This window comes from Corynebacterium mustelae, assembly GCF_001020985.1.
Lineage (GTDB): Bacteria > Actinomycetota > Actinomycetes > Mycobacteriales > Mycobacteriaceae > Corynebacterium > Corynebacterium mustelae.
Window position 1 is genome coordinate 15,810 of sequence record NZ_CP011544.1, and the last position, 12,142, is coordinate 27,951.

The 12,142-nt window shown below is 55.8% G+C and carries 16 protein-coding genes; all 16 read right to left on the bottom strand.

Annotated features, from left to right (window positions below; genetic code table 11):
- Positions 1 to 5: 5 nt before the first annotated feature.
- Positions 6 to 380, bottom strand: a complete 375-nt coding sequence (locus tag CMUST_RS15485; RefSeq protein WP_047263768.1) for a hypothetical protein — start codon at positions 378 to 380, stop codon at positions 6 to 8.
- Positions 364 to 651: a hypothetical protein gene (locus CMUST_RS15490; RefSeq protein WP_047261491.1), complete on the bottom strand. Its 288-nt coding sequence runs from the start codon at positions 649 to 651 to the stop codon at positions 364 to 366. The genes CMUST_RS15485 and CMUST_RS15490 overlap by 17 nt, the downstream gene beginning before the upstream one ends.
- Before the next feature lie 14 nt (positions 652 to 665).
- Positions 666 to 1,706 carry a major capsid protein gene (locus CMUST_RS15495; protein ID WP_047261490.1) on the bottom strand — a complete coding sequence of 347 codons (1,041 nt, stop codon included), beginning with the start codon at positions 1,704 to 1,706 and terminating at the stop codon, positions 666 to 668.
- Positions 1,706 to 2,089, bottom strand: coding sequence for a hypothetical protein (locus tag CMUST_RS15500; protein WP_047261489.1), 384 nt, complete (start codon positions 2,087 to 2,089; stop codon positions 1,706 to 1,708). Before CMUST_RS15500 ends, CMUST_RS15495 begins: the two co-directional genes overlap by 1 nt.
- A 53-nt stretch (positions 2,090 to 2,142) precedes the next feature.
- Positions 2,143 to 2,694: a hypothetical protein gene (locus CMUST_RS16235; protein WP_052844523.1), complete on the bottom strand. Its 552-nt coding sequence runs from the start codon at positions 2,692 to 2,694 to the stop codon at positions 2,143 to 2,145.
- A gap of 135 nt (positions 2,695 to 2,829) precedes the next feature.
- Complete coding sequence (locus CMUST_RS15510; RefSeq protein WP_144414124.1) at positions 2,830 to 3,186, bottom strand: hypothetical protein; 357 nt, start codon at positions 3,184 to 3,186, stop codon at positions 2,830 to 2,832.
- On the bottom strand, positions 3,183 to 4,514 hold the full coding sequence (locus tag CMUST_RS16240) for a VG15 protein (protein ID WP_052844522.1): 1,332 nt from the start codon (positions 4,512 to 4,514) through the stop codon (positions 3,183 to 3,185). The genes CMUST_RS15510 and CMUST_RS16240 overlap by 4 nt, the downstream gene beginning before the upstream one ends.
- Positions 4,515 to 4,538: 24 nt before the next feature.
- Complete coding sequence (locus CMUST_RS15520) at positions 4,539 to 6,008, bottom strand: phage portal protein (protein WP_047261487.1); 1,470 nt, start codon at positions 6,006 to 6,008, stop codon at positions 4,539 to 4,541.
- Positions 6,005 to 7,798 (bottom strand): terminase, encoded by a 1,794-nt coding sequence (locus CMUST_RS15525; protein ID WP_236690218.1) that lies wholly within the window; start codon positions 7,796 to 7,798, stop codon positions 6,005 to 6,007. The genes CMUST_RS15520 and CMUST_RS15525 overlap by 4 nt, the downstream gene beginning before the upstream one ends.
- A gap of 4 nt (positions 7,799 to 7,802) precedes the next feature.
- On the bottom strand, positions 7,803 to 8,234 hold the full coding sequence (locus tag CMUST_RS16680; RefSeq protein WP_144414123.1) for a phage terminase small subunit: 432 nt from the start codon (positions 8,232 to 8,234) through the stop codon (positions 7,803 to 7,805).
- Between the two features lie 15 nt (positions 8,235 to 8,249).
- On the bottom strand, positions 8,250 to 8,954 hold the full coding sequence (locus CMUST_RS17260; protein WP_407922015.1) for a bifunctional DNA primase/polymerase: 705 nt from the start codon (positions 8,952 to 8,954) through the stop codon (positions 8,250 to 8,252).
- 143 nt (positions 8,955 to 9,097) lie between these two features.
- Positions 9,098 to 9,385 carry an HNH endonuclease gene (locus tag CMUST_RS15540; RefSeq protein WP_047261484.1) on the bottom strand — a complete coding sequence of 96 codons (288 nt, stop codon included), beginning with the start codon at positions 9,383 to 9,385 and terminating at the stop codon, positions 9,098 to 9,100.
- A gap of 109 nt (positions 9,386 to 9,494) precedes the next feature.
- On the bottom strand, positions 9,495 to 10,103 hold the full coding sequence (locus tag CMUST_RS15545; protein WP_047261483.1) for a hypothetical protein: 609 nt from the start codon (positions 10,101 to 10,103) through the stop codon (positions 9,495 to 9,497).
- On the bottom strand, positions 10,100 to 10,375 hold the full coding sequence (locus CMUST_RS15550; protein WP_047261482.1) for a thioredoxin domain-containing protein: 276 nt from the start codon (positions 10,373 to 10,375) through the stop codon (positions 10,100 to 10,102). Before CMUST_RS15550 ends, CMUST_RS15545 begins: the two co-directional genes overlap by 4 nt.
- On the bottom strand, positions 10,372 to 11,727 hold the full coding sequence (locus CMUST_RS15555; protein WP_047261481.1) for a DEAD/DEAH box helicase: 1,356 nt from the start codon (positions 11,725 to 11,727) through the stop codon (positions 10,372 to 10,374). The genes CMUST_RS15550 and CMUST_RS15555 overlap by 4 nt, the downstream gene beginning before the upstream one ends.
- Positions 11,678 to 11,989 carry a VRR-NUC domain-containing protein gene (locus tag CMUST_RS16485; protein WP_047261480.1) on the bottom strand — a complete coding sequence of 104 codons (312 nt, stop codon included), beginning with the start codon at positions 11,987 to 11,989 and terminating at the stop codon, positions 11,678 to 11,680. The genes CMUST_RS15555 and CMUST_RS16485 overlap by 50 nt, the downstream gene beginning before the upstream one ends.
- Between the last annotated feature and the right edge of the window lie 153 nt (positions 11,990 to 12,142).

The window sequence follows — 12,142 nt, forward strand, 5'->3', positions numbered from 1 at the left end:
CCTTTCTACACCAGGTCTACGGAGTACACCCCGCCCCTGCGGCGCTTCCGAAACGCCGCCAGGGCTTGCTTATCCGACGCGGACAGCCAGGGCGCGCCGCCGGATCCGCCACCAGCGAATTTACCGGAGTGAGAAAAAGGCCCCGCAGCCACTTGTACAGATTCTTGAAACTGCGACTGTTTCGGTGCCTGCAGGACTCGGGCCACCATACGAGACACGACCACCCGGACGGCCTCGGGTATTTCGGGCTCGCGGAAGGTTTTACCGAGGTGCCCCTCTACGAGGATGGTAGCTTCGTGGAGCAGCCCTTGGACTTCCCTCTCGTCGATGACGGTGTCCTCGGGAAGCCGGTCCTTTACGTCATCAAGTCTTGCTAGCACGGCGAGTCCGTTTCGGTGTGACCTTAGGTGCAGCCGCTTCGGCTTCGGCTTCGGCTTCGGCCTCAGGCTCGGCTTCAGGCTCAACCGCTGCAGGTTCGGCCTCAGGCTCGGCCTCAGGAGTCACCTCATCACTAGTATCCGAGTCCGCCTCCAAAAGCGACGCATCACACGCCACCCCGTCCGGCAACTCATCACCAGCAACCAAAAACAAAGAACCCGAAGAAGCGTGAACCAAAACCGATCCAACGAAATCATGACGAATACGCGCCACAACAACCACCCCTTCTAGGCCAAAACCTTCAATGTGGCCGCCCAGTTCGCGTCATCAAACATCGGCATACCAATCGCAGCCGACCGAACCCACGTAGACTGTGGATCCTCATTCTTATACGCACCAGCAACCACACCCGGAGCAGCCAACTCAGAACCCAGAACCTTATACCGAGTGTCCGACGCCTCCAAAGTGCGACCCCACACGGTACGACCCACCTGAGTACCCAAACGACCCTCATCCGCATCTGGCAAGAAAACCACCGTCTTCTCGTCAATAACGCGAACAAAGTTGCCGTTCTCGTCCTCGATCCGAGAATCAAAAACCTCAATACGCGGCAAATCATGCGAATCAAACAACGCCTGAATATCCGCCCGACTCACCAAACCCTGAGTATTCGGGAACATTCTCCGAATCTCATCCGACCGCTGCAATAGGCCCATCACCTTACGGGACACCAACATAGTGCCGCATCGGAAACCGTTCACATCCTCGTAAGCGTTACGCAACGCCTCCAAGTCAGTAAACGCTTTAGCGCTGTCGGTGGAATCCCACTTCGTGCCGGCCTCCACCGACAGGCGGCTATCCCGACCGAAATCAACAACGGCCTTAAAGCCATCCTCGTCGATGGTCAGCTTACCGGTAGCCAAAAGCTCACCCCGAGCCAGCTCCATGCGCTCAGCAACTGCTCGCGCATTAGCCATGGCCTCGCGCCCGATGATGTCCTTCAACCGGGAATTATCACCACCGTACGCATTAGCGACCAGCTCGTCATACTCGGACACATGCGTCTTACGCCCCAACGCCGGAAGCTTGACGGTGGTCTGCGTACCACCCTGCGACCGGCCGATGGATGTCTCCGCATCATACGCACGGAACATCGCCGCGCCGCCGGAGCCCGTACGGTACTTTTTCAGATCGTACTTCATGCCCTCATGAAGCTCCGCTGGGAAAAACCGCGCCAGCGACTTAACGTTTTTAGTATCCTGCTCCACCGTCTTACGAGCCACCATAGTCAGCTCATAAGGGGACACCAGATCAGTCCATAGCCGCATCAACGACCACTTCCTTTCTTAACAAGAACAAACAACGGATTAGGGGTCGTCAGCGCAGTAACATCATGCGCGCCAGACGGCAGCCGGCTTACACGAACACGACCGCGCTCCAGCATCGGAGCAACCACATCACCCGCGCTTTCCTTGAACTCCTGGGCGGTCAGCAAAAAGCCCGCCAACTTGTCACCGTTATCGGTGACAGGCTCGAACTTCCCGTCCGCCTCCTTCAACGGAATACCCGAGGGAATAGTCCCGTTTTTCTTAAACGCCGCGAACTTTGTACCGTCGAGCGTTACGGTGCGAGCACCCTCTACACCATGCGCGGAACCTAACCACGACCGGTTATCCCCGCCAAAATCCTGCTTACTCACAGCTAGCTGCATAGTAAGCCACCTCCTTAAAAATGATCACAAAAATGCTTTTCACAGAAGGAAAACTAATGAGCGCTACCTAAAAGACGCTCCGCCCACGACTCCGCGTCCTTCCTACTGGACGAACCCGATTCCCGACCCTGATACGGATCAGAAGCCGCAGAACCCTTAGACCCCGTGGATTTACCTAGCTGCGCAAGCTTCTTAGCCTGCTGCCGCATATCCTCCTCAGAGCCATGCAAGAACATGTCAGCATCACTCTTAGACAGCCCGAATTCCAGAGCTATCTCGGATCGCGCAAGACGCGACTCCACATCCGTCCTGGCCTTTACCGCTTCCGCTAGTCGCTCTTCGGCCTTTTGTAATTCGGATTTTTCCGCATCCTCACGCTCTTTCAGCTTTTCAGCGGCAGACTGGTTCTCCTTAGCCCGCTTCTCCCACTTACGGGCCTGAGCCTTCCAGTGATCAGCATCGTCGGTTGCCCCACCCGAGCCTTTTCCAGACTCCGATGTTTCACCAGCACCCTCTTTAGCCTCGTCATTGGTTGAGGTTGCTGAGCCCGAGCCGTCGTTTACGCCCTCAATGTTCCGAACCCAAAAGGGGACGTTTTTCTTCATGTTTTCCTCCTAATTTTTCCTTTTCGGTAACGCCGCCGTTCCGGCTCGGCGCATAACAAAACCCCACAACCGAAAAGTTGTGGGGTTCTCGTGCGTTGCCGGGAATCGAACCCGGCGAAATCACCAAATCAACGCTTATGTGCGCAATCTCTCCCGATTGCGCACATGATTACCAAAATCATCCACCGCGTCAAAATTCTCTGGATACTCAAGACCAGCCCAATCCAACTCAATAGACCAATCAGTATTCGCTTCTAGCTCCCTGTACACCCGATCAATAGCCTTGATACTTGCAGGTGAAATGTCTTTAAGCGTGCAGAAATACCCAATCCAATCCTCAAAATCGTCTTGTGTCGGAGTAAAGCGCAGAATTGGCCTCTCGCCGCTTGGGAAACCACCAAGAACTCTCTGCTCGATCTCCTTAACAACGTGGCGGGAGAAGGAATCTGAGCCTTCAGTATGAACAATAACGATTGGTTCAACAGACATCATTTCTCTCCTTTCCAATAAAAGTTACCGACGTTGCTAATAACTAAAATACCACGTACCACGTGGCCTTGCTTATCCACAGCCTTTATCAAATTTTCCGTTATCTTTTCAGCGGTCACTTCCAAACCCCTCGCATCGAATACCGCGTACTCAGCCTGCTGGGACGCCCCACGGAGCCGGTTCTTAATACCTCCGATAGAATCGAGCGTCTTAATATCGACTGATTCACCCAAAACCACAAAGTCCGGGGTCTTCACACCCTCCAAACCTATCTCCTGCGCCCGAGCCACACGATAAACGCCATCCGAACCGCCTAGAGCACCTTCTAATACCTTAACCGCAGAAACTTCCTTTTCTTCAGCCTCCCGTTCACTTTTAGAAAGCCCACCCTTTCGCCGAACACTTGGGTGGTCAACTAGCCCCAAATCCAAGAGCTCACTCACGGTTTTCCTAGAACTAGGAACCCTAGTCGCGTATTTAGGCTTTGCCTCAACCAGAACAGCATCTGACGGTACCCAGGCCGGAGCCTCATTACCCCTCTCGTTCTCAACCTTCCTAGCCAACCGCGCCTGGTTCCGAACATTTATACTAGCGCGCTGCTGTGTAACGTCGACTCTAGACCGACGTTCCTGCACCGCCGCCGCGAAAGCATCCCGCTGAGCCTGCGACCCAGAAACCCCCGCCGTAGACTCCGCCCACAACTCCTCCAACTGCTGATTAATCACCGGTAAATCCGCCGGAGTCTGCACCTCGATCGCCAAACACGAACAATTATCGTGATAAGACCCGCCACGGGACCGCTGCAAAACAGTCTTCTCCGAATACACATCACCGCGAGATGCCAACATCAAACAAAAATTACACGCCCCAGGCTGAGGCACCCTAGCAAACCTGGTGCCCGCCACCCTTGTTGCCTCCGCAACAGTCTCACGAGCGGGCTGCAAAACCAGACGATTCAAAACCCCAGCCAACTTACGCTTCGCCAACTCCACATCAAGAACACCCTCCTTACGAGACGTGTTCAACGCCCACCCAAACGACGCCTCCGCCTGCTCCAAACCAGCTGGATCAGCCACCTCAGGATAATCAAGACGTGCCAGCACATCATCCAGCTGCCGCGACCGAAACAAATAATCCGCCGCAGCATACGCCGCCTGCTCACCATACTGCGACGCTACCGCATGCAACAGCTCCACAGCCTGCTTCTGCCGCTCCAAAACACCCAAACGATACGCCTGCTCCCACCACGCAACAAAGTCACGCTGCGCCAGAATCCGAAGCATATCCAAAGACCGCTGATACTCCCGCTCCGCAACCAGATCCCTAGCCAAAACTAACCCCCTTCCGGGCTAGCCTCAGCCCAAACCAGACTCACCCACCGGACGGTTAGCCCGAGCCAGACTAGTCACGTCCTCCGAAACCTGCGTAGCGCGAACCGCCTCCAACAACGACGATGCCCGCTGCGCCGCCCGCAGCTCCGCAAACTCACGCTTCAGCGTCTCCCGCTGCTGCGTAGACAGACCTATCATGTCCCACACAACCTCAGAACCCGGCGGCGCAATACCCGCCTGAACCAACTTCACAGCCGCATCCACACTGGACGCCAAAGTGGGAGTAGAAGGATCACGCCACAGCGGAACCACCGACGCAACAAACGACGACTCCGGAACCGCCCGCTTACCTATCGCATGGCACAAATACGCCACATCGCGCTGCAAAACACGGCCAAACGCCTTCTGCCTATCCTCAGCTCTCTTCACCAACCGCGCCTCAGACGCCCGAATAGCATCAGCCGACGGCGGATTATCATGCGTGAAACCCAAATACGTCGCAGGAACCCCCGACTGAGCCGACACCAGCTGCGCAACCATACGTAACTCCTCGATATACGGCGTAGGCGGCGCAGCCGTAAACTGACCCACCTCAGGCTTCGGCGGCCCCCCAGGACCCCACTCATCAGGATCCACAGGTTCGATAACCAACGCCTTCGTCATCGCCGCCCGCATACCCTGCTGGCGCTGCACATCCGCAGGAGCCTCAGGGTCAATGCCCACCTGGTCAAGAAGAACATTAATCATGTACTTCTGCGGAGTGGTATAAATCTCCCGGTTATACTCCATACCCAAAATGGTGCGCATACCATGCTGCGTGTAATACCGAATTGTAGACGTGATCTCCGACCGACCCAAGTACTCACCAGCCCGAAGCTGGTTAGGGAAAGCAACGAGATTACACCGATCATGATCATGTGGCACCCACCGGCGCTCCTCAGCACCATTAAGCTCCTCCACAAACCACGTACCCGAAGGCAAATACAGCCGACGAAGCAACGCGCCGGACTCCAGAGTCTGCTCCGAATACGCAGCCCGCACCCGATTACGGCGCCCATCCCACATAAACGTGGCATCCTGCGAAGACACTGCCGTAGCAATTACTGGACCCGTAACAGCCTCCTCAGCCGCATCCTCCGCACTCGTGAACGCCATAAAACCCACGCCAGTGCAAAGCGCGTCCAGCTTCACCCGGTTGAACTGGTCAGCAAGATCCGAGCCCAGCCACAGGCTCCGAAGAAATTCGGATTCCCCACTAGTGGTAGTCCAGCCCTCCCATTGAATACGCTCCGAAAGCGCATCAACGATGATCTCAGGCCACCCCATAACCGCCTCGACACCAACCATCGAATGAGGGATAGCAATACCAAGATTCTTAACGGCCTCCTTGCCGTCGTAAAACCGCCACTGCCGCTGATTCTTCGGCCTATGCAGCTGCAGCTGCGACCGCAACTGGCCAAGAAGTCCATTCTCAATGTCTTCTACCCGACTCATACCACTAGCCCCCTCCCTGTTCGCCGCGCCCTACTCGGACGCCCACCACCATTACCATTTTTCCGGTATTTACCCGACTCCAACACCATGCGGCGCCCAACATTAGCTGCGATCATCGCCACGCATAGGTCCACCGAACGTAAAGAATCACGAGTTTTCTTACCGACCGTAGGCCCGAACTTATTCCACCGAGCCTTCGCATTATTCACATGCGCCACCAAAGCTGGGTCACCATCATGCCTAAACGGCCCATTCAAACCCTCATCCTCAATCAGTGCACGAATAACCTCCACCTCCTGACTGAATCTCCGGTTACGGTCCGCGCCACCCGGGGCAGACAACCGCATATCCCACAGCACAGCGTTACCCCGCGGCCCAGGCGTGGCAGGCACCCATAGCCTACGACCAAAATCCCGATGCCACGTACTGATCATGTCCGCCCAATACGCAGCCTCCGTCGAATCATCCTTAGCCGGTGACGGATCCACACCAAACCACCACACCCGGTACTGCGAAAACGCCTCACGAACCTCCGCATCGACCGCATTCCGATCGACCAAAAAACCCTTACCCCGCTCACCACGAGGCCGAGACCACACACCAAGGACTTGGTTAAACCCATCCTGAATGCGACACGCCATAAACCCTGTGGCGTCCTCCGACTTTGAGCAATCCAAGAACATGGCGATGTCGTCGCCGGGCTGAAGCGTCCTGCTCGGATCCGCAAGCGCAGCAAAAGACTGCGCCGACACATACACATCCTCAGCTTCCGCGACACCGTTCAAATAAAACCTGATCGCATCTGCTGCGGCCAGCTCCGGATCAACGATTTCACTACTAAGGCGATCAATATCAGCCCACCATGCATCCGAATACGCCTGACGAAGCGCCAAATCCCGATTCTGAGCATCATAAAAATCCAACCGGGGGTCGGCCTCAATCGAATCATAAAGAATATCCCGAGCAAGACCCTTATACCTGCCTGACATTTGCTTCTGCCACGCCTCAAAAGTCCGCTCACCCACCGAATCCGATCCCTGCATATGCGCATTCGTTAGCTCCAAAACACGAGCCTGCACCGACCGCTTAGACTTACCGACATTCCGGCGAACCACAGCTGCCACACGAGTTCCGCCTGACGAATCAGTCATATGGTGAGTTTCATTCAAAACCGCAAAAGTGGCTGGATCACCCTCAGCCGACGACTCCGAAGCCGTCAAAACCTCCATACGGGCGGGCGAATCCTTCACCATCGTCGCCGTCTGGCCCTTATCAAGCCGGTAATACGCCACCGCCTCCGCACCGAGCTGAGAATTTGCCACACGCAAAAGGTCTTTAGACTGTGTCTCCGAGTTCGACGCCGCCTGAACTAGCGGCATGTACCGTTGCCGCCCCGCCCAACGGCCCAACTCCTCATCAAAATACAACTCACAAGGCCCAAGAAACTCACTATTCATCACCGCAGCGGCAAAAGGATCCTTACCCGTGCCCTTCGCCCCACGGCGCACCCCACGGCGGTACAAAAACCTACCCGTCTCCGGATTAAACGCATACCAAAGGATCAAAAACTTAGCCTGACCATCGGTGTAGCGCCACGGCTGACCCTCATCATTTAAAAGACCCGGCTCGTCGGTGCGCCACTCCGCCCAATCAATCAACCCAGGGCCCAGGGAATTCCGCATAAGAGCCTTCCGCTTCTCCGGCGACGACGGCCACGGAAGCGTCACCCACTCACCCAGCGAGCCCCTCCGATACCCCGGAGGTAACTCCAGCTCCGAACGCGGGACCATCAAGTCAGATGAGGTTTGCAAATCGATCACCCGCCTCAATCACAACACCGCTGTCCGAGGGTTTTTTCACCTCCGAAACGTCCTCCGAAATTTCCCACTGCAAGCGCTTCATTGCCATTGGGGACAACCCGAGTCGGTCCTCAATCTGCCGCTGTTCGGCCAAGGCATTGGTAGGTACTTTCCCGCTGCTGAGGTTTTCTTGCACCAGGTTAGAAATTTGCAAATACCTAGCCACTAGAAGATCGTCACCGTTGCGCTCCCACATTACGGCTTGCGGTTTTCTCCATAGCGCCGTCCACCCCGCTGGGCTGCGCCCCTTCAAGGGCCACTTCGGCGCCTTGCCTTTGCGCCCTTCCGCAGGCAATGTCACCCAGTCTGGTCGTGCGTTACGCCTGCGGGCGTTTTTCTTCGGCGGCGGCCCCGGCAAAGAAACCACCCCCTCACTAGCTAGCTAAATCGAAAACGCGTCGCCCGTCACCCGAATAAACCGTGCGCGACTGTAAAACTCAACGCCCCCGCGCTTCCTTCCGGGCATTTCCGGCGCTTTAACAAAAACATGTAGGCCGCGGCCGCTCATGGACCGTTCGGCGAACACCACTTCAAAAGGAAGCTTCTCTATCGCCTTGCGCGCCCAACGTGTGAGCCGTGAACCTTGAAAACAATTGTCCAAGTCCAGGCAGCCTAACCCGCCACCCAGCATTACTCCGAACCCATCGCCTTCACCGCGGGTAACGTCCTGAAAATTCGCCCACGTCGAGGCGTCAGTAGATGACGCGGGCATACCGTTTGGCTGCACGGGGCGTTTCCCCTTGGCCCTTGCCCACGATGCGCGCTGGGTTAAAAGTTCGGGCAAGCGTCGAGTTGCTGCTTTCCGGTGTCTGTAGGCGCGTTGCTTACAGGCGGATGAGCAGAATTTCGGGGTCCGTCCCCGTGAGCCTTCCGCTTCGAATTCATTCCTGCACTGCTGACACGCCCTTTTCATGCCCTTAATTTTACCAAACGTTACGAAATAAAGCCATGAACAGCGGTTTTTATTTTTCTTGGCGCAACTTGGCGCTGCGAGGGCGTTTGGCTTCCCCGAAATCGAAAAACCTCGCCGGTTGCGGTTGGGTTCGACTCGCGCGACGCTGGGCCCCGCGCAGGGTGCCCGCAACATCGAAAGCCCAAACCCGTACAGACTGTCAGGCCCTATGCCCTCCGGCGGCGCCGTGGCTCGGGAGGGGGATACTCCCCCAGGTGGGGGTAGCTGATGTGAAGTGCTTCACATTCGATATTGGGCTTCATTTTCGATACCGCCCTCTAGGCCAATCCGAACGGCAGCCGAGGCCTCCGCCGAAGCGTCGCCGCTTTCCTCGCCCTCGCCCGAATCGACTCCTCGTCGGTCTTCCGCTTATGGCACGGTCCGCATAGCCATTGGAGGTTTTCCAGGCTGTCGGCCCCACCTTCGAAATGCGGGGTTATGTGATCTAGCTCCAGCCCCTCGCGATGCCCGCATTCGGCGCACTCATTTTGGAGTTGTCGTTTGGCTTGTCTCTTTAAGGCTTTCCATTCCGGTGTCCTGCACCGCGGGTTGTTTCTGTCCCACATATGATGACCCCCTTGAAACGCCGAAAACCCCTAACAGGGTTGTTAGGGGTTTGTTATGTAGATATACGTTGTCGTCGCGTCGATTATATCAACAGGCGTGACAGCGCTGTCAAATTTTTGCACTTTTGGGGGCGCTGCGGTCGGGTTTAAGCAGGTAGGACAGTACGTCGCTTAGCCTGTAGCGGACTTCTTCGCTTCCGCCTATCTGCATTGTCTTGGATGCTATGTGTCCTCTGTGCGCCCATTGGCGTAGCCGGTCGGCGCTGACGCGGTGACCTTTGCGTTCTAGCTTTATGCGTATCGTTCGGCTGTTGAGCCATGGCTCTGGCTGGTTAGCTAGCTCGCGTTCGTCACGGGGGTCGATGCGGTTTGCTAGTCGATGTGTCCAGTACGCAACGGTGTCCTCCACTGCTTGCGGCTCAGGGTGTGCGTATAGCCAGTGCTGATGCTCGACTAGCCAACGGACCCAGGCTGATAGGGGTTTGCCCACTAGGTGGACGTAGCTTTGTTCGTTCGCGCTGTGGATTTGGGTGACGACGTCTCGGATTTCGTCTTCGAGTTCTAGCCTGAGGTCGATGTCGGCGGCGGGTACTGGTGCGGTAGGCCCTGGGGGCCCTGGGTTGCGCCCACCTCCGGGTACCCGTGGGAGGGTTAGCATGTGTTCTAGTTCGATGACGAGCCAGAGTAGGTTTGTGAGGTTGTTATTGAGGTTGCTCACTGGTCGGCTTCCTGAATGGTGTCGGCTAGGTTTCTCATGCGTGTGTCGCTGTATCCGGTCCATGTGTGGGGTTCGCCATGGATGGTGGCCTCGACGAGGGGGAGTTCGGCGGCTTTGATGTCAGCCATGAGTTGTATTTTGTTGGGGTGTTCGTGGATGTTTTCCTCGATGATGGTGAATCCGAGGCGGGTTAGTCCGCGTTTGGTGTAGCGGCATTTCATGCATCCTGGTGCGCTGTAGATGGTTGCGGTGAGTGGGTTGGTTGGGCTCATTGGTTTTCCTTTCGTAGTTGCGCGGCGACGGCGGTGATGAGTCCGTCTTGTGTTGCGTGTTTTTGGCTTAGGGCTTTGTGTACGTCTTCGTCGATTGTGCCTTTCGCTTGGATGTGGATGATGCTGACGGGCTCGGTTTGTCCTTGCCGGAATAGTCTGGCGTTGGCTTGTTCGTAGAGCTCTAGGCTCCAGGGTGTTGTGAACCAGACCATGATGTGGCCGCCGGTTTGGAGGTTCAGTCCGTGTCCTGCTGATGCTGGGTGTATGAGTGCTAGGGGTATTTCTCCGCGGTTCCATTTGTGGAAGTCTTCGGCGGTGTCGAGGTGTGTTGCTTGGGGGAAGCGTTTCAGGATGCGTTCTGCTTCGTGTTTGAACCAGTAGGAGCATAGGACGGTTTGGCCGTTGGCGGCTTCGATGATGTCTTCTAGTGCGTCGAGTTTTTTGTCGTGTATCTCGGTGTGGCCGTCCTTGGTGTAGATGGCGCCTGATGCGAGTTGTTGGAGTTTTCCGGAGAGTGCTGCGGCGTTGGCTGCGTCGATGGTCTCGTCGCCTAGTTCTAGGACGAGGTCGCGTTTAAACCTGTTGTAGGTTTTGGTTTGTGTTGGCGTGAGGTGTACTACGTGGTTGGTGTGCGTGCATTGTGGTAGTTGGAGGTAGTCGGTGGTTTTCATGCTGAGGGTGATGTCGGCGATTTGGTTGTAGATTTGTTGTTCTGCCCCCGGTTTTAGTGTGTAGGAGAAGATTTGCATGCCGTTGCGTTTGTCTGGGTTGAAGTATTGGTTGCGGTAGTGGGTGATGTATCTGCCGAGTCGTTTGCCTCCGTCGAGTAGTCGGAATTGGGCCCATAGGTCCATGAGTCCGTTGGGGCTGGGTGTTCCGGTTAGGCCGATGATGCGTTTGATGTGGGGTCGCATTTTTTGGAGTGCTTTGGACCGTCTGGCTTGGTGGTTTTTGAAGCTGGAGAGTTCGTCGATGATGACCATGTCGAATGGCCACTCGTGCTGGTAGTGGTCTACTAGCCATGGGATGTTTTCTCGGTTGATGACGTAGATGTCGGCGTCGGTGGCGAGTGCTTCGAGTCGTTTTTGGGGGCTTCCCACGATGCTACTCATGCGGAGGTGCCCTAGGTGGTCCCATTTTTTGAGTTCTGCAGGCCAGGTGTCTCTAGCTACTCGCAAGGGGGCTATGATGAGGGCTTTTCGTGTGTCGAAGTGGTCGTAGATGAGGTTGTTGATGGCGGTGAGGGTGATGATGGTTTTGCCTAATCCCATGCCTAAAAGGATTGCTGCTTCTGGGGTTTGTTCAATGAAGGTTGTTGCTTCTTGTTGGTAGTTGTGTGGTTTGTATTTCATGTAGCACCTCGTGGATGTGGTTGGGGTGGTCGATGATGTGGACGGGCACTCCGAGGTTTTCTATTTGATTTTTGCGTACCCGTTGGATTGGTCTGGGTTTTTTGCCTGGTGCTTTGAGTTCGGCGAATGCGATGCACCCTCCGGGGAGGAGTATGAGTCGGTCTGGCACTCCGGCGAGGCCGGGGCTTGTGAATTTCAGGCATAGGCCGCCGAGGTTTTTGACGGCTCGCGTGAGTGCTTGTTCTACATGTTTTTCGTCCATGGGGGGGACAACTTCTTTCGTTTTTCTATACGTGCGCGGAGTTCTGCGTATACGCGCAGATACGTTCAGGTTTTTGTTTACTCATTAGAATTAGTTGTCAACTTGTCCCCCTACGCACGTTTTTCGTGTTTTTACCTCGCGTTTTTGTGGGGG

Excerpts from the sequence above, each read along its gene's own strand:
- CMUST_RS15495 (WP_047261490.1), bottom strand. The coding sequence starts at position 1,706 with ATGCGGCTATGGACTGATCTGGTGTCCCCTTATGAGCTGACTATGGTG.
- CMUST_RS15555 (WP_047261481.1), bottom strand. The coding sequence starts at position 11,727 with ATGAAATACAAACCACACAACTACCAACAAGAAGCAACAACCTTCATT.
- CMUST_RS16235 (WP_052844523.1), bottom strand. The coding sequence starts at position 2,694 with ATGAAGAAAAACGTCCCCTTTTGGGTTCGGAACATTGAGGGCGTAAAC.
- CMUST_RS15540 (WP_047261484.1), bottom strand. The coding sequence starts at position 9,385 with ATGTGGGACAGAAACAACCCGCGGTGCAGGACACCGGAATGGAAAGCC.
- CMUST_RS15525 (WP_236690218.1), bottom strand. The coding sequence starts at position 7,798 with ATGGTCCCGCGTTCGGAGCTGGAGTTACCTCCGGGGTATCGGAGGGGC.
- CMUST_RS17260 (WP_407922015.1), bottom strand. The coding sequence starts at position 8,954 with ATGTTGCGGGCACCCTGCGCGGGGCCCAGCGTCGCGCGAGTCGAACCC.
- CMUST_RS16485 (WP_047261480.1), bottom strand. The coding sequence starts at position 11,989 with ATGGACGAAAAACATGTAGAACAAGCACTCACGCGAGCCGTCAAAAAC.
- CMUST_RS15510 (WP_144414124.1), bottom strand. The coding sequence starts at position 3,186 with ATGATGTCTGTTGAACCAATCGTTATTGTTCATACTGAAGGCTCAGAT.
- CMUST_RS15500 (WP_047261489.1), bottom strand. The coding sequence starts at position 2,089 with ATGCAGCTAGCTGTGAGTAAGCAGGATTTTGGCGGGGATAACCGGTCG.
- CMUST_RS15520 (WP_047261487.1), bottom strand. The coding sequence starts at position 6,008 with ATGAGTCGGGTAGAAGACATTGAGAATGGACTTCTTGGCCAGTTGCGG.
- CMUST_RS15550 (WP_047261482.1), bottom strand. The coding sequence starts at position 10,375 with ATGAGCCCAACCAACCCACTCACCGCAACCATCTACAGCGCACCAGGA.